The following is a 20,628-nucleotide window of genomic DNA, read 5'->3' as shown; positions in this document are numbered from 1 at the left end:
GCGGGCGGCGCCGGGCGCGCGGCCGGTCGGGCGCCGGTTTCAGCAGCGGCTGAAGTCGGGGGTGCGCTTTTCGAGGAACGCCGCGAACGCCTCCTTGGCCGCGGGTTCGCGCAGCATGCGGGCGAAGACCGCTCCCTCCTCGGCCATACGCTGCAGCACCGCCGGCTGCTGCGCCCCCTTCATCAGGCGCTTGGTCTCCACCAGCGAGGTCAGCGGCTTGGCCGCGAGCTTGCGCGCCACCTGCTGCGCGTGGGCATTGACCTCGCGCGGCGGCAGCACGCGGTTGACCAGCCCCAGTTCCAGCGCCGTCTCGGCGTAGATCGGCTCGCCCAGCAGCAGCGCCTCGGCGGCGCGGTGGTAGCCGAACATCTGCGGCGCCAGCAGGCTGGAGGCCCCTTCGGCGCACAGGCCAAGGTTGACGAACGGCATCGAAAACGCCGCGTTGTCGCCGGCGTAAACCAGATCGCAGTGAAACAGCAGCGTGGTGCCGATGCCGACCGCCGGGCCGCAGACCGCCGCCACGAGCGGCTTGGGGAACGTGGCGATCGCGCGCAGGAAGCGAAACACGGGGCTGTCGGTGCCCGCCGGCGGGGCCTGCAGGAACTCCTCGATGTCGTTGCCGGCGGAAAACATCCCCTCCTGGCCCTGGATCACCGCCACCCGCACGGCAGCGGCGTCCACCGCGCGCTCCAGCGCGTCGGCCAGCGTCGCGTACATCGCGCTGGTCAGCGCGTTCTTGCGCTGCGGGCGGTTGAGCGTCAGCGTCAGCACCCCGTCCTCGGTGTGCTGCAGGATCTCGGCGTTGGCGTTCATTGGCGCTCTCCTCGGCGCGCCATCATACGCGCTCGAAGATGCCGGCCGCGCCCTGCCCCATGCCGACGCACATTGTCACCATGCCGTAGCGCAGGTCGTGGCGGCGCAGCGCGTGCACGACGGTGGCGGAGCGGATCGCGCCGGTGGCGCCCAGCGGGTGGCCCAGCGCGATGGCGCCGCCGATCGGGTTGACCTTGGCCGGGTCGAGGCCGAGCTGGTTCATCACTGCCAGCGACTGCGCAGCAAACGCCTCGTTGAGCTCGATCCAGTCGAGGTCGTCTTGCCTGAGGCCGGCGAGCTTAAGCGCCGCCGGGATGGCCTCCACCGGCCCGATGCCCATGATGTGCGGCGGCACCCCGCGGCTGGCGTAGGCGACGAAGCGCGCCAGCGGCTTGAGGCCGAAGCGCTGGATGGCCGCCTCGCTGGCCAGGATCAGCGCGCCAGCGCCGTCGGAGGTTTGCGAGCTGTTGCCGGCGGTGACGCTGCCCAGGCCGGTGGCGATCCGGTCGGGGCGCATCGGCGTGGCAAACACCGGCTTGAGCTTGGCCAGCGCCTCCAGGCTCGTGTCGGCGCGCGGGCCTTCGTCGAGCTCCAGCACGCGGCGCGTGACGCGCACCTCACCCGCCTCGGCGTCGAAGTGGCGCTCCTCCACCTCCACCGGGGTGATCTCGTCGCGGAACTCGCCGGCCTGCTGCGCACGGATGGCGCGCTGGTGCGACTGCAGCGCGAATTCGTCCTGGGCCTGGCGCGAGACCTTCCACTGCTGGGCCACCTTCTCGGCGGTCAGGCCCATGCCGTAGGCGATGCCGTAGTCCTCGACGTTGCCGAGGTTGGCGAAGATGCGCGGGTTGAGGCTGGGCGTGTTGCCCATCATCGGCACCATGCTCATGCTCTCCACGCCGGCGGCGATCATCACGTCGGCCTCGCCGACGCGGATGCGGTCGGCCGCCATCTGCACCGCCGACAGGCCCGAGGCGCAGAAGCGGTTGACGGTGATACCGCCCACGCTCTTGGGCAGGCCGGCCAGCACCGCGCCGACGCGCGCGACGTTCAAGCCCTGCTGCGCCTCGGGGATGGCGCAGCCGCAGATCACGTCCTCGATGGCGGCGGGGTCGAGCGACGGCACTTGGGCCAGCGCCGCACGCAGCACGTGCGCCAGCAGGTCGTCGGGGCGCACCTGGCGCAGGCTGCCTTTGTGGGACTTGCCGATCGGCGTGCGCGTGGCCGCCACGATGTAGGCGTCTCGAAGGGTCTTCATGTCCGATCGTCTCCGCGGTCAGTTGCGCAGGGGCTTGCCGTCGTTGAGCAGCGCCAGGATGCGCGCCTGCGTCTTGGGCTGCACGATGAGCGCGCAAAACGCCTCGCGCTCCAGTTTCATCAGGTAGTCCTCGGTCACGCGCGTGCCGGCTTCGACCTCGCCGCCGGTGACCACGTGGGCGATGCGCTGCGCGATTTCGAAGTCGTAGGCGGTGATGAAGCCGCCGTCGCGCAGGTTGACCAGCTGGCCGAGGATGGTGGCCTTGCCGCTGCGGCCCGCCACCGCAAACGGCTGCTTCAGCGGCGGGCGGTAGCCGGCCTCGTGCATCGCCTGCGCCGTGCGCACGGCCACGAACAGCAGCTCGTCGCGGTGCGGCACGATCACGTCGCTGTCCAGCAGGTAGCCGAGCTTGCGGCTTTCCAGCGCGCTGGTGCCCACCGTGGCCATCGCCGCGGCCTTGAAGCCCTCGGTCAGGAACGGCAGCAGGTCGGTGCCGGTGCTGGCGCGGGCGTTTTCCGCCGCGCGGCGGGCGAGGTAGGTCAGCCCCCCCGCGCCCGGGATCAGGCCCACGCCGACCTCCACCAGGCCCATGTAGCTTTCCATGTGCGCGACGCGACGCGCGCAGTGCACCGCCAGCTCGCAGCCGCCCCCCAGCGCCATGCCGCGCACCGCCGCCACGGTGGGCACCTGGGCGTAGCGCAGCCGCAGCATGACGCGCTGCATCTCCGCCTCCACCGACTCGATCGCCTGCACGCCCATGGCGGCAAAGGCCGGCAGCGTGGCCTGCAGGTCGGCACCGACCGAAAACGGCTCGTCGCCCGACCACACCACCAGGCCCGCAAAGCGCGCCTCCGCTTCCTCGACCGCGCGGTCCAGCCCCTCCACCACCGCCGGGCTGATGGCGTGCATCTTGGTCTTGAGGCTGGCGATCAGCACGTCGTCCAGCCCGGGGCGCGGCAGCGTCCAGAGGCGGATCGCGTCGTCCTCGTAGATCGTCGCGCCGTCGGTGCGCCAGTCCGGCCCGCCTTCACCGAAGACGCGCTCGCGGTAGAGCTGGCGCGCGTGCACCGGCAGCGTGCGCGGCGGCTCGAAGCGGCCCGTGGCCGGATTCCACGAGCCTTCCGGCTGGTGCACGCCGCCGCGTTCGGCCACCGGGCCTTCGAACACCCAGGCCGGCAGCGGCGCGGAACACAGCGCGCGCCCGGCGTCGATGTCCTCCTGCACCATGCGCGCCACCTCCAGCCAGCCGGCCTGCTGCCACAGCTCGAACGGGCCCTGCTGCATGCCAAAGCCCCAGCGCATCGCCTGATCGACGTCGCGCGCCGTCTCGGCGATCGACTGCAGGTGCAGCGCCGCGTAGTGAAAGCCGTTGCGCAGGATCGCCCACAGGAAGCGCCCCTGCGGCCCCTCGGCGTGGCGCAGCAGCTTCAGCCGCTCGGGCGCGGGTTTCTTGAGCATGCGGCCATAGACTTCGTCGGCCTTGGCCCCGGCGGGCACGTAGTCGCCGCTGGCCAGATCGAAGCGCAGCACGTCGCGCCCGACCTTTTTGTAGAAGCCCGCCTTGGTCTTCTGCCCCAGGTGACCTTTGTCGAGCAGCGCCTGCAGCACCCTGGGCGTCTCGAACGTCGGATAGAACGGATCCGTCTCGGGGCTGAGCTGGGTCTGCATCGTGCGGATGACGTGCGCCAGCGTGTCCAGCCCCACCACGTCGGCGGTGCGGAAGGTGCCGCTGGAGGCGCGCCCGAGCCGCTTGCCGGTCAGGTCATCGACGACGTCGAAGGTCAGGCTATGCCGCTCGGCCTCGATCATCGTCGAGAGCATCCCGGCAATCCCGATGCGGTTGGCGACGAAGTTGGGCGTGTCCTTGGCGCGCACGACGTTCTTGCCCAGCGTCGTCGTGACGAACGCCTCCAGCGCGTCGAGCACGTCGGCGCGCGTCTCGGGCGCGGCGATCAGCTCCACCAGCGGCATGTAGCGCGGCGGGTTGAAGAAGTGGATGCCGCAAAAGCGCGGCCGCAGCGCCGCCGGCAGCGGCTCGGCGAGCTGCCGGATCGGCAGGCCGGAGGTGTTGGTGGCCAGGATGGCGTGCGCGGCCAGGTGCGGCGCCACGCGCGCGTAGAGCTGGTGCTTCCAGTCCATGCGCTCGGCGATCGCCTCGATGACGAGGTCGCACTCCGCGAGCAGCCCCAGGTGCTCGTCGTAGTTGGCCGGCCGGATCAGGTCGGCCTCGTCGGCCACGCCCAGCGGGCTCGGCTTCATTTTCTTCAGGTTGGCAATCGCCTGGCGGGCGATCGCGCTCTTGTCGGCGCCGTCCTTCGGCAGGTCGAACAGCACCACCGGCACGCGCACGTTGACGAGATGGGCGGCGATCTGCGCCCCCATGACGCCGGCGCCGAGCACGGCCACGCGGCGGATCAGGAATCGGGACATGGTGGGTTTTCCTTCGCGGAATTCGGAAACGGGGTGAGGCGCGCTCAGGGCACGCGCACCCAGGTCTGCGTGCGGCCGATGAACAGGATGGAGCCGCGCACCTCCAGCTTGGCCCCGCCCTCCACCGGGGTCAGGCGCACGTGGTAGGTCTTGCCGCTTTCGGGGTCGAGAATGGTGCCGCCCTCCCAGACCGCCTTGCCCGGCACCTGCCGCACGCCGCGGATGATCTCCAGCCCGACGATGGGCTGGTCCTTGCGATCGTCGGTGCAGGCGGTGCAGCGGCGGTTGGGATCGGCGCCCTTGCGCAGCAGCTTCTCGACGCGCCCGGTCAGCACGCCGTCCTGCTCGGTGATGACGACCTCGCTCTTGACCTCCTTGGTCTCGTCGTCGATGGTGTGCCAGCGGCCCACGGGGGTCATCTGGGCCCAGGCGGGCAGGACGGAGGCCAGCAGCGCGCTGGCCACGGCGGTGCGGATGGACATCGGTCGTCTCCTCATCGTGACAGGCGCGGATCGCCTCAGCGGGCGTCCACGCCCAGCGCCTCATCGGTGTCCAGCAGCGCGGCCACGCCGCTGCGCGCCTGGCGCATCAGCGTGGCGGTCTCCGGGAACAGCCGGGCGAAGTAGAAGCGCGCCGTCTGCAGCTTGCCGCGGTAGAACGGATCGGTGCTGCCGGCGGCGATGGCCTTGAGCGCCTCCGCGGCCATGCGCGCGAAGAAGTAGCCGAACACCAGATGCCCGGCCACGCGCAGGTAGGGCACCGCCGCCGCGCCCGCCTCGTCCGGGTTCTGCAGCGCCTTGAAGCCGATCTCGGTGGTGAACTTGGTCATCTGCTCGGCCAGTTGCGCCAGCGGGTTGATGAACTCGCTCATCCGCTCGTTGACGCCCTCCTCCTCGATCAGCTGCTGCACCAGCTTGCCGAACTTCTTCAGCGTCGCGCCCTGGTTGGCCAGCACCTTGCGCCCCAGCAGGTCCAGCGCCTGGATGGTGTTGGTGCCCTCGTAGATCATGTTGATGCGGGCGTCGCGCACGAACTGTTCCATGCCCCACTCGCGGATGTAGCCGTGGCCGCCGAACACCTGCAGGCACTCGTTGACGGCGATGAAGCCGTTGTCGGTCAGGAACGCCTTGGCGATCGGCGTCAGCAGCGCCAGCAGCTCGGCGCTGTCCTGGCGCACTTGCTCGTCGGGATGGTGCAGCTCCTTGTCCAGCAGCAGCGCGCAGTAGCTCAGCAGCGCCCGTCCGCCCTCGGCGTAGGCCTTGGCCGTCAGCAGCATGCGGCGCACGTCCGGGTGGACGATGATCGGGTCGGCCGGCTTGTCCTTGGCCTTCGGGCCGGAGAGGCTGCGCATCTGCAGCCGCTCCCTGGCGTAGGCCAGCGCGTTCTGGAACGCCACCTCGGTCAGCCCGACCGACTGGTTGCCCACACCCAGGCGCGCCGCGTTCATCATCACGAACATCGCCTGCAGGCCCTTGTTCGGCTGACCCACCAGCGTGCCCACCGCGCCATCCAGGATCATCTGGCAGGTGGCGTTGCCGTGAATGCCCATCTTGTGCTCCAGGCCGCCGCAGTAGATGGCGTTGCGCTCGCCCAGGCTGCCGTCCGGGTTGACCTTGAACTTGGGCACCACGAACAGGCTGATGCCCTTGGTGCCGGCCGGCGCATCGGGCAGGCGCGCCAGCACCAGGTGCACGATGTTGGCCGCCAGGTCGTGCTCGCCGGCGGAGATGAAGATCTTCTGCCCGGTGAGCTTGTAGGTGCCATCGGGCTGCGGCTCGGCCTTGGTGCGCAGCAGGCCGAGATCCGTGCCGCAGTGCGGCTCGGTCAGGCACATCGTGCCGGTCCACTCGCCGCTGGTCAGCCTGGGCAGGTAGAGGCGCTTCTGCTCCTCGGTACCGTGCGCGTGCAGGCACTCGTAGGCGCCGTGGCTCAGGCCCGGGTACATCGTCCACGCCTGGTTGGCGCTGTTGAGCATCTCGTAGAACGCCGAGTTGACGACGAACGGCAGACCCTGCCCGCCATAAGCCGGATCGCAGCTCAACGCCGGCCAGCCGCCCTCGACGTAGGCGCGGTAGGCTTCCTTGAAGCCCTTCGGCGCGCGCACCTCGTGCGTGCTCTTGTCCAGCGTGCAGCCCTCGGCGTCGCCGCTGGCGTTGAGCGGAAACGCCACCTCGGCGGCGAACTTGCCGCCCTCCTCCAGCACGGCGTTGACGGTGTCGGCGTCGAGCTCGGCGTGCGCCGGGCAGGCTTTGAGCTCGCCAACGACGTCGAGCACCTCGTGCAGCACAAACTGCAGGTCGCGCATCGGGGGGGTGTAGTGGGGCATCGCGGGTCTCCTTGTGGCAAAGGGGTTGTTCGGATGGCAGGCGGGTTGCGCCAAGACTTAAGCCTGGTAGCGCGCGATCAGGTTGTCAAAGCCGGTGCGGGCTCGCTGCAAGCTGTCGGGATGCCGCAAAAAACGCGCTTCGTAATGCAGCGCCAGGATCAGGCCGTGGATCTCGAACGCCACCTGCGCCGGGTCGGCGTCAGCGCGCAGGTGGCCCTCGTCGATGGCCAGCTGCACCGCCTTGCGCACGGCGGCCTGCCAGGTGTTGACGGTGTCCACCAGCGCGTCGCGCACCGCGCCCGGGCGGTCGTCGAACTCCACCGCACCGCTGATGTAGATGCAGCCCGAGTCGATCTCCAGCGACGTCTGGCGCATCCAATGGTCGAACAGCGCGCGCAGCCGCGGCAGCCCGCGCGGCGCGCTCAACGCGGGCCGGAACACGTCGCGCTCGAAGCGCGCGTGGTATTCGCGCACGACGGCGATCTGCAGCTCCTCGCGCGAACCGAAGTGCGCGAAGACGCCGGACTTGCTCATGCCCATCAGCTCGGCGATGGCGCCGATGCTCAGGCCCTCCAGTCCGACGTGCGCGGCCAGCCCGAGCGCCACGTCGATGATGGCGGCCTTGGTCTGCTGCCCTTTGTGCGGGGCGCGGGCGGCACTTCGCGCACGCGTGCGAGCCGACGCGGGGCGAGCCGCTAGGGTTTCGGCCATGCTGATCTCCAGAAAAAACGAACGTTCGTTTTATTCTAGAGTGCCTAGCTGCGCTGTCAACCCCTGCCAACCCTGGCGATCGGTCAGCCACCCATCGCCAACGCGCCGGCGGGGCTGCCCGCAGGGCCGAGCGCAAACGCCGCCGGCGCTGGCCTCGGCGCGCCGATTAGTGCGAGCGGATCATCGTGCCAAACGGCTGGTCGCCCAGCACCTCCAGCAGGATCGCGTGCGGCACGCGCCCATCGATGATATGCACCGCCTTGACGCCGCTCTTGGCTGCGTCCAGCGCGCCGGCGATCTTGGGGATCATGCCGCCGCTGATGGTGCCGTCGGCCACCAGCTCGTCGATGCGCCGCGGGGTGAGCTCCGCCAGCAGCTGCCCCTGCTTGTCCAGCACGCCGCGGATGTTGGTCAGCATCAGCAGCTTTTCCGCCTGCAGCACGGTGGCGAGCTTGGCCGCCACGACGTCGGCGTTGATGTTGTAGCTCTCGTTGTGCTCGCCAAAGCCGATCGGGCTGACCACCGGGATGAACTGGTCCTCCTGCAGCGCGCGCACGACGCTGGGATCGATCGAGACGATGTCACCGACCTGGCCGATGTCGTGCTCGACGCTGGGATCATTGGCGTCCACCATGCGCAGCTTGCGCGCGCGGATCATCGCGCCGTCGCGCCCGGTCAGGCCGACCGCCTTGCCGCCGGCGCGGTTGATGAGGCCGACGATGTCCTGCTGCACCTCGCCGGCCAGCACCCACTCGACCACCTCCATCGTCTCGGCATCGGTCACGCGCATGCCCTGCACGAAGCGGCCCTCCTTGCCCAGGCGTTTCAGCAGCGTCTCGATCTGCGGGCCGCCGCCGTGCACCACCACCGGGTTGATGCCGACGAGCTTGAGCAGCACCACGTCCTCGGCAAACGCTGCCTGCAGCTCGGGGTCGGTCATGGCGTTGCCGCCGTACTTGATGACCATCGTCTTGCCGTGGTAGCGGCGGATGTAGGGCAGCGCCTGCGCCAGCACTTCGGCGCGGTCGCGGGGCTCCAGGTGCGAGAGATCGCGCGCGGGGTGGATCATGGTGGAATGCAATGGTTAGGATCGTGGTGATGCGTTCGCGGAGGTCATTGTGCCGCAAGAGATCGAGCTCAAATACCGCCTGCCCGGCCTGGATGGCCGCACCGCGCTGCAACGGCTGCGTCGGCACCCTTTGCTGCGCCGCCGAACCATGCAGCGCATGCAGCTGCTCAACCGCTACTACGACACCCCCGACGGCTGGCTAAGGCAGCAGCGCTGCGCCCTGCGCTTGCGCGCCACCGTCGATTGCGACGCCGAGGGACAGCCGTTGCCCGGCGCGGCGCGCTGGGAGCAAACCCTCAAAACCGCGGGCAGCGGCAACGGCGCGCTGAGCGTGCGCAACGAATGGACCACCCCGTTGACCCGCCCGCGACTGCAACTGGACGCGCTACAGGCCACGCCGCTGGGCGCGTTGGAACGCGCCGCCGAGCACCTGGCGCAGTTGACGCTGCAAGCGCAAACCCGCAGCCTGCGCACCACCTGGGTGCTGCATTTGCGCGGCGGGGCGGTGGTCGAAGTCGCGCTGGACGATGGCGAGCTGCGCGCCGGACGGCAGCGCGCGGCGCTACTGGAGCTGGAACTGGAACTGCTGCGCGGCGAGCCGGCAGCGCTGCTCGGGGTGGCCGATGCGCTGGCGGAGATCTTGCCGCTGCTGCCGGCGCGCCCGAGCAAGGCCGAACAAGCCCAGCGGCTGGCGGCGGGCACGCTGCTGGAGCCCGTGCGGGCGACGATCCCCGCCATGCCAACCGGCACCACTGCGCTGGAAGTGGCGCGCGCGGCGCTGGCCGACGCCCTGGGCCAGCTGTGCGACAACCTCGCCCTGGCGATGGCCAGCGACAACCCGGAGCTGATCCACCAAGCTCGCGTTGGCTGGCGGCGCTGGCGCAGCGTAATGCGGCTGGTGCAGCCATGGCTGCCAAGTCCGCCCCCGGACCTCACCCCTCTGCGGCCCTTGCTGGGTACGCTGGGCGTCTTGCGCGACTGGGATGTGGCCCGAACCGACACGCTGCCCGCCTGGGGCCGGGCGTTTGTCGAAGACCCTGCCGTCCAGCCCGCCCGCGCGCAGGCGCTGCGCGCGGCCTTGCGACGGCTGGATCGCGCCGCACAGGCGGCTCGCGCGCAGCTGCGCCAGCACCTGCGCGACCCCGCCGTGGTCGGCGTGCTGCACGCTTTGGCGGCGTGGCTCGTGGCTTTGCCCACCGCAACGACGCCGGAGCCCCCACCCGACTGGGCGTTTGCGCGCTTGCGGCGCTGGCATGCGCGGCTGAAGCGCCAGCTGGCCGCCAGCGACCACGCCAGCCCCGAAGCCATGGAGAGCCTGCATGAAGCCCGGCTGTTGGCCAAGCGGCTGCGTTACGCCGCTGAGGCCCTCGGCGCCGCGCTTAGCCAACGCGAAGCCGAACGCGCCCAGCGCTGGCAGCGCCGCGCGCGCGGCTGGCAGGAACGGCTGGGGCGCTGGCGCGACACCGCGCGCGCCGCTGAGCTGCTGCAGCAAGTGCAGGCCGATGCGGCGCTGATCGGCTTCCTGCGCGGCGTGGCAGCAGCCACACACCCGCTGCGCGCGGCGGACTGAAACGCCCCGCATCACACGGAACCCCGGGGCCGGCCATCCGCTCCAACGGCAAAGACCCTGCCTCGATCATGGACAAACCCAGCCCCCCACCCGACTGGCACACCCTCCCCGCCGACGAGGTGCTGGCCGTCCAGAAGAGCCAGCCGCGGGGCCTCAGCGCCGCCGAGGCCGAGGCGCGCTTGGGCCGCCACGGCCCCAACCGCCTGGCCGAGGCGCCACCGGTGCCGCTGTGGCGGCGCGTGGCGCGCCAGTTCAACAACCTGCTGATCCTGGTGCTGCTGGCGGCGGCGGCGATCACGGTCGGGCTCGGGCACGGCCTGGATGCGGCGGTGATCCTGGCGGTGGTGCTGCTCAACGTCACGATCGGCCTGGTGCAGGAGGGCAAGGCCGAGCGGGCGCTGGCGGCGATCCGGGCGCTGCTGGATCCGCGCGCGCAGGTCTGGCGCGACGGCCATCTGGTCGAGACCGACGCCGCCCACCTCGTACCGGGCGACGTGGTCCAGGTCTCCGCCGGCGACCGCGTGCCGGCCGACGTGCGCTGGCTGCGCGCGCACGAGCTGCGCATCGACGAATCGGCGCTGACCGGCGAGTCGGTGCCGGTCGGCAAGGGCGTCGAGCCGGTGGACGCCGGCGCCGAGCTGGGCGACCGCCGCAGCATGGGCTACGCCGGCACGCTGGTGACGGCGGGCCTGGGCGTCGGCGTCGTCGTGGCCACCGGCATGCGCACCGAGATGGGCCGCATCGGCCACCTGCTGCAAAGCGTTGGCGAGACCACCACGCCGCTGGTGCGGCAGATGGCGCAGATGGGGCGCTGGATCACGCTGGCGGTGCTGGCGGCGGCGGCCCTGCTGTTTGGCTACGGCTGGGGCGTGCGCGGGCTGCCGGCAATGGACACCTTCATGGCGGCGGTGGGCCTGGCGGTGGCGGCGATCCCGGAAGGGCTGCCGGCCATCCTGTCGGTGACGCTGGCCATCGGCGTGCAGCGCATGGCGCAGCGGCGCGCCATCGTGCGCCAGCTGCCGGCGGTGGAGACGCTGGGCTGCGTCACGGTGATCGGCTCGGACAAGACCGGCACGCTGACGCGCAACGAGATGACCGCGCAGACGGTGGTGCTGGCCGGCGGCGTCGTGCAGGTGGAAGGCAGCGGCTACGCGCCGCAGGGCGCGCTGCTGCGCGACGGCACGCCGCTGCAGCCGGCCGAACTCTGGCGCGAGGCGCCGGCGCTGCTGGCGCTGGCGGAAGGCGCGGCGCTGTGCAACGACGCCGAGCTGGTGCCGACCGACGAAGGCGACTGGCGCCTGAGCGGCGACCCGACCGAAGGCGCGCTGCTGACGCTGGCGATGAAGGCGGGGCTGGAGCCGGCGCGGCTGCGCGAGGAGCACCCGCGCGTGGCGGTGCTGCCGTTCGAGTCCGAGCGCCGCCTGATGGCCACCGCGCACACCGACGGCGATGGCACGTGGCGCGTCTGGGTCAAGGGCGCGCCGGAGGCGGTGCTGGCGCGCTGCGCGCAGGCGCTCGGGCCGGATGGCGCGCCGGTGCCGCTGGACGGCGCCTGGTGGCACGCGCAGGCCGAGGCGCAGGCTGCCGAGGGTCGGCGCGTGCTGGCGGTGGCCACCGCGGCGTGGCCGGCCGGCCAGCCGCTGACGCACGAGGCGATCGAGCGCGGGTTGACGCTGGTCGGGCTGGTCGGCCTGATCGACCCGCCGCGACCCGAAGCGGTTGTGGCGCTCGAACAATGCCGCCAAGCTGGTATCCGCGTCATCATGATCACCGGCGACCATGTCGTGACCGCGCGCGCGATCGCCACGCAGCTGGGGCTGGGGGCGCAGCCACGCGCGCTGGCCGGGCACGCGATCGAAGCGATGGATGAGGCCGCGCTGCGCCGCGCGGTGCGCGAGGTGGACGTGTTCGCCCGCGCCGCGCCGCAGCACAAGCTGCGCCTGGTGCGCGCGCTGCAGGCCGAGGGGCACGTGGTGGCGATGACCGGCGACGGCGTCAACGACGCCCCGGCGCTCAAGGCCGCCGACGTCGGCGTGGCCATGGGCCACAAGGGCACCGAGGCGGCCAAGCAGGCCGCCGCGATGGTGCTGACCGACGACAACTTCGCCACCCTCGCGCACGCGGTGGAGGAAGGCCGCACCGTCTATGACAACCTGCGCAAGGTGGTGACCTTCCTGCTGCCGATCAACGGCGGCGAGTCGATCTCGCTGCTGATCGCCGTGCTGTTCGGACTGGCGCTGCCGATCGCGCCGGTGCAGATCCTGTGGGTCAACATGGTCAGCTCGATCGCGCTGGCCATGGTGCTGGCGTTCGAACCGACCGAGGCCGACGTGATGCGCCGCCCGCCGCGGCCGCCGCGCGAGCCGATGCTGACCGGCTTCGTGCTGTGGCGCGTGGCGCTGGTGTCGGCGCTGTTCGCCGCCGGGATCTTCGGCGTCTATCAACGGGCGCTCGAGGCCGGACACGAGCCAGCGCTGGCCCAGACGCTGGCGGTCAATACGCTGGTGGCGATGGAAATCTTCTACCTGTTCAGCGTGCGCTACCTGAAGGCGCCGTCGTTCACCTGGGTCGGCGTGCGCGGCACCCCGCGGGTGCTGGCGGCTGTGGCCGCCGCCTGCGCGCTGCAGGCCGCCTTCACCTACGCGCCGTTCATGAACGCCTGGTTCGGCAGCGCACCGCTGCCGCTGCCGTGGCTGACCGTCAGCGCCGCGGCGGGCGTGGCAGTGCTGCTGGTGCTGGAGCTGGAAAAGGCCCTGCTGCGACGCCATCGGCGCTGAGCGGCCAGGCCGGCCGAAGGAGCGCCAAAGCGCCAACGCGGGAATCGTGCGCGGGCGCCCCGAGACGCCTGCCGGCAGACCCGGCGCGGTTCAGAGCTCCACGTCGGCGTAGATCTCGTCCAGCGTCAGCGTGCCGTCGAGGCACGGCAGCTCGATCGCGCCGTCGGCGTAGCCTTCCAGCACCCAGTCGCGGCTGCGCCGGTACGCCTCGACCCAGCGGCGGTCCTGCGCCACCACCAGGTAGAGTTCCATGCTCGGGATGCGCTGGTAGGCCAGCAGCTTTTCGCGCCGGTCGATGCGTTCGGTGTGCTCCGACAGCACCTCGACGATCAGGCAGGGACGGTCGACGTGGTAATCGGCGCGGTCACGCGGGTCGCACGCCACCATCACGTCGGGGTAGTAGTAGACCTCCTCCCCGCCGTAGTCGATCCGCACCTTCATGTCGGCCACGAACACCTGACATCCGAAGCGGCGCGCCCGCGGCAGCAGGGCGTGCGCCGTGGCCATCGCGATGCGGTTGTGGGTGCGGCTCGCGCCCACCATGGCATACACCTTTCCGGCCACGTATTCGTGGCGCACGTCGCTGACGAGCTCGTCCTGCAGATAGTCCTCGGGCGACAGCCAGGTTTCGGAGCGGGCCAGAGCGGTCATCGGACACTTTCCTCGGGATTGCGGCTGCAGGGATGATAACGACTACCCCCAGCCGCTTACAATGCAGCGCTTTTGCCCAGCCTCTGGATCCACACCACGAACCGCTGCGAGCGACCCCATGACGACCAAAAAGGTTTACATCCGCACCTTCGGCTGCCAGATGAACGAATACGACTCGGCCAAGATGGCCGACGTGCTGGCCGCCGCCGACGGCTACGAGCCAACCGACGACCCCGAGCAGGCCGACCTGATCCTGTTCAACACCTGCTCGGTGCGCGAGAAGGCGCAGGAAAAGGTCTTCTCCGACCTCGGCCGCGTCAAGCACCTGAAGAAAAAGGGCGTGCTGATCGGGGTGGGCGGCTGTGTTGCCAGCCAGGAAGGTGAGGCGATCATCCAGCGCGCGCCTTACGTCGATGTGGTGTTCGGACCGCAGACGCTGCACCGCCTGCCGGAGCTGCTGCGCCAGCGTCAGCAACTGGGGCGTCCGCAGGTGGACGTGAGCTTTCCAGAGATCGAAAAATTCGACCACCTGCCGCCGGCGCGGGTCGAGGGCGCCTCGGCCTTCGTCAGCATCATGGAGGGCTGCAGCAAATATTGCAGCTACTGCGTGGTGCCGTACACGCGCGGCGAGGAGGTCTCGCGCCCGCTGCAGGACGTGCTGGTGGAGGTGGCGGGCCTGGCAGAACAAGGTGTCAAGGAGGTGACGCTCTTGGGCCAGAACGTCAACGCCTGGCGCGGCGAGGACGGCGAGGACTTCGCGCTGCTGCTGGAGTGCGTGGCCGAGATCCCCGGCATCGAGCGCATCCGCTACACCACCAGCCACCCGAACGAGTTCACGCCGCGCCTGATCGAGGCCTACGCGCGCATCCCGCAGCTCGTCAGTCACCTGCACCTGCCGGTGCAGCACGGCAGCGACCGCATCCTGATGGCGATGAAGCGCGGCTACACCGCGATGGAATACAAGAGCACGGTGCGCAAGCTGCGCACGGTGCGGCCGGATCTGAGCCTCTCCAGCGACTTCATCGTCGGCTTTCCCGGCGAGACGGAGGAGGACTTCGCCAAGCTGATGCGGCTGGTGGAGGACGTGGGCTTTGACGCGAGCTTCAGCTTCATCTTCAGCCCGCGCCCCGGCACGCCGGCGGCCAACCTGCCGGACGACACGCCGCACGAGGTGAAGCTGAAACGCCTGCAGACGCTGCAGGCGGCGCTGCAGGCCAGCGCCGAGCGCATCAGCTTGAGCCGCGTCGGCACCGTGCAGCGCATCCTGGTCGAAGGCCCGTCGAAGAAGAACCCGCAGGAGCTGATGGGCCGCACCGCCTGCAACCGCATCGTCAACTTCGACGGCGGCCCTCACGGCCAGCGCCTCATCGGCCAGATGATCGACGTGCGCATCACGCAGGCGCTGCCGCACTCGCTGCGCGGGGAGGTGGTGGTGCGCGAGACGGCCGTGGCCTGAAAACGCGGCGCCAGCCCGGGGCGCCAGCGTGCGGCGGCCCCCGGCGCCGCCGTGGCCATGCCTTCAAGGCCGCGGCCAGACGGCGACTCAGTCTGCCTGGCCGTCCGGCGCGGCCTTCAGCCCCTTCGGCAGCGGAAAGCGCATCGTCTCCACCGGCCCTTGCAACCGCCGCACCGCGGTGGCGCCCAGCGCTTTGAGCCGCCGCACCACGCCCTGCACCAGCGCCTCCGGCGCCGACGCGCCGGCGGTGACGCCGACGCGCCGCGCGCCGTCGAACCAGGCGTCCTGCAGGCCGTCGGCGTCCTCCACCATGTGGGTGCGCACGCCCAGCCGCTCGGCCAGCTCGCGCAGGCGGTTGGTGTTGGAACTGCTCGGGCTGCCGACGACGATCACCACATCGACCTCGCGCGCCAGCAACTTGACGGCGTCCTGCCGGTTCTGCGTCGCGTAGCAGATGTCTTGCTGCTTCGGCTCGCGCAGGTTCGGAAAGCGCCGCTTGAGCGCCGCCAGCATCTGCGCGGTGTCATCGACGCTGAGCGTGGTCTGCGTCACCACCGCCAGCCGCTCGGTCTGCGCCGGCTGCACGCGCTCGACGTCCTCGAGCGTCTCGATCAGGTGGATGCCGCCGTCCACCTGCCCCATCGTGCCCTCGACCTCCGGGTGCCCGGCGTGGCCGATCAGGAAGAACTCGTAGCCCTCACGGCGCAGCTTGGCCACCTCGACGTGCACCTTGGTCACGAGCGGGCACGTCGCATCGAAGATGCGCAGCCCGCGGCGCTGCGCCTCGGCCTGCACGGCGCGGCTGACGCCGTGCGCGCTGAAGATCAGCACCGCGCCCGGCGGCACCGCCTCCAGCTCCTCCACGAACACCGCGCCGCGCCGGCGCAGATCCTCCACCACGTGGCGGTTGTGCACGATCTCGTGCCGCACGTACACCGGCGCGCCGAAGCGCGCCAGCGCCCGCTCCACGATCTCGATCGCGCGGTCCACCCCGGCGCAAAAGCCCCGCGGCTCGGCTAGCACCACCTGCTGCAGCGCCATCGTCACAGCACCCCGATGATGCGCACCGTCAGGCGCACCGCCTGCCCGGCCAGCGGATGGTTGAAGTCCACGCACACCGCGCCGTCGTCGCGCAGCGCGCGCACGGTGCCGGCATAGCTGCCCTGCCCGTCCGGCGTCGGAAACTGCAGCACATCGCCGACCGCCAACGTCTGGCCCGCGGCGCCCAGCTCGTCGAGCAGCCGGCGCGCCACCCACTGCACCTTGGCCGGATCGCGCGGGCCGAACGCCTCGCCGGCGGCGAGCTCGAAGCTCGCCTCGGCCCCTTCCGGCAGGCCGAGCAGCCGCCGCTCCAGCGCCGGGGCCAACTGCCCGTCGCCCAGCGACAGCGTGGCCGGCTGCGCGCCGAAGGTGTCGATCAGCACGGCGCCGTCGGCGCCTTCCAGGCGGTAGTGCAGCGTCAGAAAGGATCCTTCGACCACAACTGGAGCGGACGGCGCGCCCGCAGCAGCGGCGGCGTTAGACTCGCAAGACATGGTTCGATTGTAAGGAGCAGGGAGGAAACCCGATGGTGCGCGAACTGCCGCCGGACGCCCGCCCGCGCGAGAAGTTGCTGAGCCGCGGGCCGCAGGCGCTGGCCGACGCTGAGCTGCTGGCGCTGTTGCTGCGCACTGGGCTGCGCGGCCAGCCGGTGCTGACGTTCGCGCAGGGGCTGCTGGAGCGCTTCGGGGGGCTCTCCGGCCTGCTGCAGGCCACGCCGGCGCAGCTGGCCGCCGTCAAGGGCCTGGGGCCGGCCAAGAGAGCCGAGCTGCTGGCGGTGTTCGAGCTGGCGCGCCGCGCGTTGAGCGAGCGGCTGCGCGAGCGCCCGGTGCTGGATTCGCCGCAGGCGGTGGCCGAGCTGCTGCGGCTGCAGCTGGCCGACCGCGGCCACGAGGTGTTTACGGTGCTGTTTCTCGACGCTCAACATCGCCTGATCGCGCTGGAGGAGCTGTTCCGCGGCACGCTGCAGGAGACGAGTGTCTATCCGCGCGAAGTGGCGCTGCGCGCGCTGCATCACGGCGCGGCCAGCGTCATCTTCGCGCACAACCACCCAAGCGGCGTGGCCGAGCCCTCCGCCGCCGACGCCGCGCTGACGCGGCGGCTGCAGGCGGCGCTGGCGCTGCTGGACGTGCGCGTGCTGGATCACTTCGTCGTCACGCGCGGCGGCTGCACGTCCCTGGCGGCGCGCGGCATGCTGTAAGCCCGATGGCCTGCACCCACCGGCGCGATGCCTTAGGATGCGCGCCGCGATGAAAGTGCAGACGCTGGCCGACCTGAAGCAGCTGCGTCGCGAGATGCAGCGCCGAGCCGAACAGGAGGCTGCCGCGCGCGCGGCGGCCGAGGCGGCGCGCCGCGCCGCGCTGGAGCGCGCCGAGCAGGACCGGCGGCTGTTCGAGCGCGCGGTCGGCCCGGTGCAGCGGCTGCCTCCGCATGGGCGAATTGAACATGCACCGCCGGCGCCGCCGCCGTGGCCGCGCCAGCGCCAGCTGGACGAGCGCGCGGTGATGCGCGAGGCGCTCAGCGACGCCTTCGACGCCGAAACATTGCTGCACACCGACGAGCACCTGAGCTTTCGCCGCCCGGGCCTGGGGCCGGACGTAGTGCGCCGGCTGCGCCGGGGTGAGTGGGCGATCCAGGCCGAGCTGGACCTGCATGGCCTGCGCACCGACGAGGCGCGCGAGCGGCTCGGCGGCTTCATCCGCGACGCGCACCGCCAGGGCCTGCGCTGCGTGCGCGTGGTGCACGGCAAGGGCCTGGGCTCGCCCGGCAAGACGCCGGTGCTCAAAGGCCGCGTGCACGGCTGGCTGGTGCAAAAGAGCGAGGTGTTGGCCTTCGTGCAGGCGCGCCCGGCCGACGGTGGGGCCGGCGCCCTGATCGTGCTGCTGCGCGCCACCAGCCATGGGCGCGCCTAAGAAAAGCTGCTCGAGGGACGACCGCAAGGCCTGAGCGAACCGGCGCTACTCGGCCGCCTGCCGCAGCGTGCGCACCACCGGCGCACGCAGCACGCCGCGCAGCGTCCACCAGCCGGCCAGCAGCGCCAGCCCCGCCCCGCCGGCCACGCCGACCACCGGCAGCCACCACGCCGGCTGCCACGCGAAGCCAAACACCTGCTGCGCCAGCACCGCGCCGACGATGAGCGCCACCGCGGCGGCCAGCGCCCCGGCCAGCGCACCGACGCCGGCCAGCTCCACCCGCTGCATGCGCCGCAGCAGCGCCGCGCGCGCGCCCAGCGCCCGCAGCACCGCCACCTCGCGTTCGCGCTGCGCGCGCGAGGCGCCGACGGTGGCCAGCAGCACCACCACGCCGGCGGCCAGCGTGAACAGGAACAGGAACTCCACCGCGCCGATCACCTGCCCCAGCACCCGCTGCACCTGCGCGATCGCGGCGCTGGTGTCGACGCTCGTCACGTTGGGAAAGCGCGCCAGCAGCGCACGGTCGAAGCCCGGCTGCGCCGGCGCGCGAAACGCCGCGATGTAGGTGTAGGGCACCTGCGGCGGCATCGCCGCCACCGGAAACAGCACGAAGAAGTTGACGTGCATGGAGGCCCAGTCCACGCGGCGCAGGCTGGTGATGCGCGTGTGGTGCACGGCGCCGGCGATGTCGAACGCCAGCTCGTCGCCGAGCTTCAGGCCCAGCTCCTCCGCCAGTCCCGTCTCGACGCTGGCCGCGCCGGCCTCGTCGGGCTGCCAGCGGCCCGCGGCAATCGGGTTGTGCGCGGGCCGCTCGGCGCTGTAGGACAGGTTGAACTCGCGCTCCACCAGCCGCTGCGCGCGCGCCGCCGCGTAGTCCTCGGGGCGCACGGGCCGGCCGTTGACCTCGACCAGCCGGCCGCGCACCATCGGGTACCAGTCGTAGCGCTGCACGCCCGCCTGCGCCAGATGCGCGCGGAACGCCTCGGCCTGATCCGGCTGGATGTTGATGACGAAGCGGTTCGGCGCATCCGGCGGCGTGGCGGCGCGCCAGCTGTCGATCAGGTCGGTGCGCAGCAGCACCAGCAGCAGCAGCGCCATCAGCCCGACGCCCAGGCTGGCCACCTGCACGACCGCGAACCCCGGACGCGCGGCCAGCTGGCGCGTCGCCAGCGTCCACCACGCCGGCCCGCCGCGGCGCAGCGCGCGCCGCAGCAGCCGCAGCGCGAGCCACGCCACCCCGGCGAACAGTCCGACCGCCAGCGCGAACCCCGCCACGGCGATGCCGCCGAGCCGCCAGTCGTCGCTCGCCAGCACCAGCAGCGCCGCCAGGCCCACGGCACCCCCCGCCACCACCAGCACGGTGGCCGCGCGCGGCGCGCCGACGTCGCGCCGGATCACGCGCAGCGGCGGCACGCGCGCCAGCTGCAGCACCGGCGGCAGGCCGAAGGTGGTCATCAGCGCCAACCCCACACCCAACCCCAGCGCCACCGGCGTCCAGCCCGGCGCCGGCAGCTGCACCTGCAGCAGATCGCCGAGCCACCACGCGAACACGAAGTGCACCGCCCAGCCGATCAGCAACCCGGCCAGGGCTGCCGCCAGCCCCGCCAGCCCGAACGCCACCCCGTAGGCGCGCGCCATCGTGCGCTGCGCCAACCCCAGCACCCGCAGCAGCGCGCAGTCGTCCAGGTGCCGCAGCGCGTACTGGCGCGAGGCCACGGCCACGGCCACCGCCGCCAGCAGCGCCGCCAGCAACGCCACCAGGCGCAGGAACTGCCCGGCGCGCTGCAGCGTCTGCTGCAACTCGGGCCGGCCCGACTCCAGGCTCTCGAGGCCGGCGCCGCGCTCGCCGCTGGCCTCCAGCCGCCGCTGCGCCCAGGTCTGGAAGCGCCGCACCGCCTCGTCGTCGCCGGCCACCGCCAGCCGGTACTGGATGCGGCTGGCCGGCTGCACCAGCCCCGTGGCCTGCAGCGCGTCCAGGTGGATTAACACGCGCGGCGCCAACGTCAGGAAGCCCGCGCCGCGGTCCGGCTCGAACGCCACCAGCCGCGTCAGCACGAACGCCTGCTCGCCGAGCCACAGCCGGTCGCCCAACCGCAGGCCCAGCGCCTCCAGCAGCGCCGCGTCGGCCCACGCCTCACCCGGCGGCGGCACGCCACCCGCCGGCGCGCCGTCCAGGTCAGCCGGGTCGGTGGCGGTGCGCAGCTCGCCGCGCAGCGGGTAGCCATCCTGCACCGCCTTCAGCGACACCAGCCGCACCTCCCCGCCCTGCGCGGCGTCGGCGCGCGCCATCGTCGGGAAGGTCAGGTGCTGCGTCAGCGCCAGCCCCAGCGCGCGCGCCTGCTGGGCGTAGTCGGGCGGCAGCGCGTGGTCGCTGCGCAGCACGAGGTCGCCGCCGAGCAGCTGGCGCGCGTCGCGCTGCAGCCCGCCCTGCAGGCGGTCGGCGAAGAAGCCCACCGCCGACAGCGCCGCCACCGCCAGCGCGATGGCCAGCAGCAGCACCGTCAGCTCGCCGGCGCGCGCGTCGCGCACCAGCGCGCGCCAGCCCAGCGCCCACGCCGACGGCGCGGCGCGGATCACGCTGCGATCGTCGACAATCGGCTGAGTCGAAGGACTGTG

The 20,628-nt window shown here is 71.8% G+C and carries 16 protein-coding genes; 5 read left to right on the top strand and 11 right to left on the bottom strand.

Annotated elements, in window-relative coordinates:
• Positions 1 to 39 precede the first annotated feature (39 nt).
• The 7 genes from Talka_RS10430 to argB all read right to left on the bottom strand — a co-directional run bounded on the left by Talka_RS10430 (position 40) and on the right by argB (position 8,607).
• Complete coding sequence (locus tag Talka_RS10430) at positions 40 to 813, bottom strand: enoyl-CoA hydratase (protein WP_143891262.1); 774 nt, start codon at positions 811 to 813, stop codon at positions 40 to 42.
• A 22-nt stretch (positions 814 to 835) separates the two neighbouring features.
• The gene (locus Talka_RS10425) at positions 836 to 2,071 is read right to left on the bottom strand and encodes an acetyl-CoA C-acyltransferase (RefSeq protein ID WP_143891261.1); all 1,236 of its coding nucleotides are present in this window, start codon (positions 2,069 to 2,071) and stop codon (positions 836 to 838) included.
• 18 nt (positions 2,072 to 2,089) lie between these two features.
• The gene (locus tag Talka_RS10420) at positions 2,090 to 4,501 is read right to left on the bottom strand and encodes a 3-hydroxyacyl-CoA dehydrogenase/enoyl-CoA hydratase family protein (protein ID WP_143891260.1); all 2,412 of its coding nucleotides are present in this window, start codon (positions 4,499 to 4,501) and stop codon (positions 2,090 to 2,092) included.
• Positions 4,502 to 4,545: 44 nt separating this feature from the next.
• Positions 4,546 to 4,983 (bottom strand): DUF2147 domain-containing protein, encoded by a 438-nt coding sequence (locus tag Talka_RS10415; RefSeq protein WP_246100659.1) that lies wholly within the window; start codon positions 4,981 to 4,983, stop codon positions 4,546 to 4,548.
• Between the two features lie 35 nt (positions 4,984 to 5,018).
• Positions 5,019 to 6,827: an acyl-CoA dehydrogenase C-terminal domain-containing protein gene (locus tag Talka_RS10410; protein WP_143891258.1), complete on the bottom strand. Its 1,809-nt coding sequence runs from the start codon at positions 6,825 to 6,827 to the stop codon at positions 5,019 to 5,021.
• A 57-nt stretch (positions 6,828 to 6,884) separates the two neighbouring features.
• Positions 6,885 to 7,538, bottom strand: coding sequence for a TetR/AcrR family transcriptional regulator (locus Talka_RS10405; protein ID WP_143891257.1), 654 nt, complete (start codon positions 7,536 to 7,538; stop codon positions 6,885 to 6,887).
• 166 nt (positions 7,539 to 7,704) lie between these two features.
• Positions 7,705 to 8,607, bottom strand: a complete 903-nt coding sequence (gene argB, locus Talka_RS10400; RefSeq protein ID WP_143891256.1) for an acetylglutamate kinase — start codon at positions 8,605 to 8,607, stop codon at positions 7,705 to 7,707.
• A gap of 49 nt (positions 8,608 to 8,656) precedes the next feature.
• On the opposite strand from argB, the gene Talka_RS10395 reads away from it, so the two are divergent.
• Both Talka_RS10395 and Talka_RS10390 read left to right on the top strand, forming a co-directional pair.
• Positions 8,657 to 10,177 carry a CYTH and CHAD domain-containing protein gene (locus tag Talka_RS10395; protein ID WP_143891255.1) on the top strand — a complete coding sequence of 507 codons (1,521 nt, stop codon included), beginning with the start codon at positions 8,657 to 8,659 and terminating at the stop codon, positions 10,175 to 10,177.
• A 68-nt stretch (positions 10,178 to 10,245) separates the two neighbouring features.
• Positions 10,246 to 12,954, top strand: coding sequence for a cation-translocating P-type ATPase (locus Talka_RS10390; protein WP_143891254.1), 2,709 nt, complete (start codon positions 10,246 to 10,248; stop codon positions 12,952 to 12,954).
• 90 nt (positions 12,955 to 13,044) lie between these two features.
• On the opposite strand, the gene Talka_RS10385 is transcribed toward Talka_RS10390, so the two are convergent.
• Positions 13,045 to 13,605 carry a Uma2 family endonuclease gene (locus tag Talka_RS10385; RefSeq protein ID WP_143891253.1) on the bottom strand — a complete coding sequence of 187 codons (561 nt, stop codon included), beginning with the start codon at positions 13,603 to 13,605 and terminating at the stop codon, positions 13,045 to 13,047.
• Positions 13,606 to 13,723: 118 nt separating this feature from the next.
• Between Talka_RS10385 and miaB the strand changes: the two genes are divergently transcribed.
• The gene (gene miaB / locus Talka_RS10380; protein WP_143891252.1) at positions 13,724 to 15,061 is read left to right on the top strand and encodes a tRNA (N6-isopentenyl adenosine(37)-C2)-methylthiotransferase MiaB; all 1,338 of its coding nucleotides are present in this window, start codon (positions 13,724 to 13,726) and stop codon (positions 15,059 to 15,061) included.
• Positions 15,062 to 15,148: 87 nt separating this feature from the next.
• Here the strand turns inward: miaB and ispH are convergent, their stop codons facing one another.
• Both ispH and Talka_RS10370 read right to left on the bottom strand, forming a co-directional pair.
• A complete protein-coding gene (gene ispH / locus Talka_RS10375) occupies positions 15,149 to 16,102 on the bottom strand; it encodes a 4-hydroxy-3-methylbut-2-enyl diphosphate reductase (RefSeq protein ID WP_143891251.1) in 954 nt (317 codons plus the stop codon).
• A 2-nt stretch (positions 16,103 to 16,104) separates the two neighbouring features.
• Positions 16,105 to 16,596, bottom strand: a complete 492-nt coding sequence (locus Talka_RS10370; protein ID WP_143891250.1) for an FKBP-type peptidyl-prolyl cis-trans isomerase — start codon at positions 16,594 to 16,596, stop codon at positions 16,105 to 16,107.
• Between the two features lie 32 nt (positions 16,597 to 16,628).
• Here Talka_RS10370 and radC point away from each other — a divergent pair, with 32 nt between their 5' ends.
• Together radC and Talka_RS10360 are read left to right on the top strand one after the other, a co-directional pair.
• The gene (gene radC, locus Talka_RS10365; RefSeq protein ID WP_143891249.1) at positions 16,629 to 17,300 is read left to right on the top strand and encodes a RadC family protein; all 672 of its coding nucleotides are present in this window, start codon (positions 16,629 to 16,631) and stop codon (positions 17,298 to 17,300) included.
• Between the two features lie 49 nt (positions 17,301 to 17,349).
• Positions 17,350 to 18,012, top strand: a complete 663-nt coding sequence (locus Talka_RS10360; RefSeq protein ID WP_246100658.1) for a Smr/MutS family protein — start codon at positions 17,350 to 17,352, stop codon at positions 18,010 to 18,012.
• A gap of 45 nt (positions 18,013 to 18,057) precedes the next feature.
• On the opposite strand, the gene Talka_RS10355 is transcribed toward Talka_RS10360, so the two are convergent.
• The gene (locus Talka_RS10355) at positions 18,058 to 20,589 is read right to left on the bottom strand and encodes an ABC transporter permease (RefSeq protein ID WP_185970135.1); all 2,532 of its coding nucleotides are present in this window, start codon (positions 20,587 to 20,589) and stop codon (positions 18,058 to 18,060) included.
• Positions 20,590 to 20,628 lie beyond the last annotated feature (39 nt).

It is taken from the genome of Tepidimonas alkaliphilus (assembly GCF_007556595.1).
Lineage (GTDB): Bacteria > Pseudomonadota > Gammaproteobacteria > Burkholderiales > Burkholderiaceae_C > Tepidimonas > Tepidimonas alkaliphila.
Note: the sequence above shows the minus strand (reverse complement) of the source record. Positions and strands in the feature narration are given on the sequence as shown.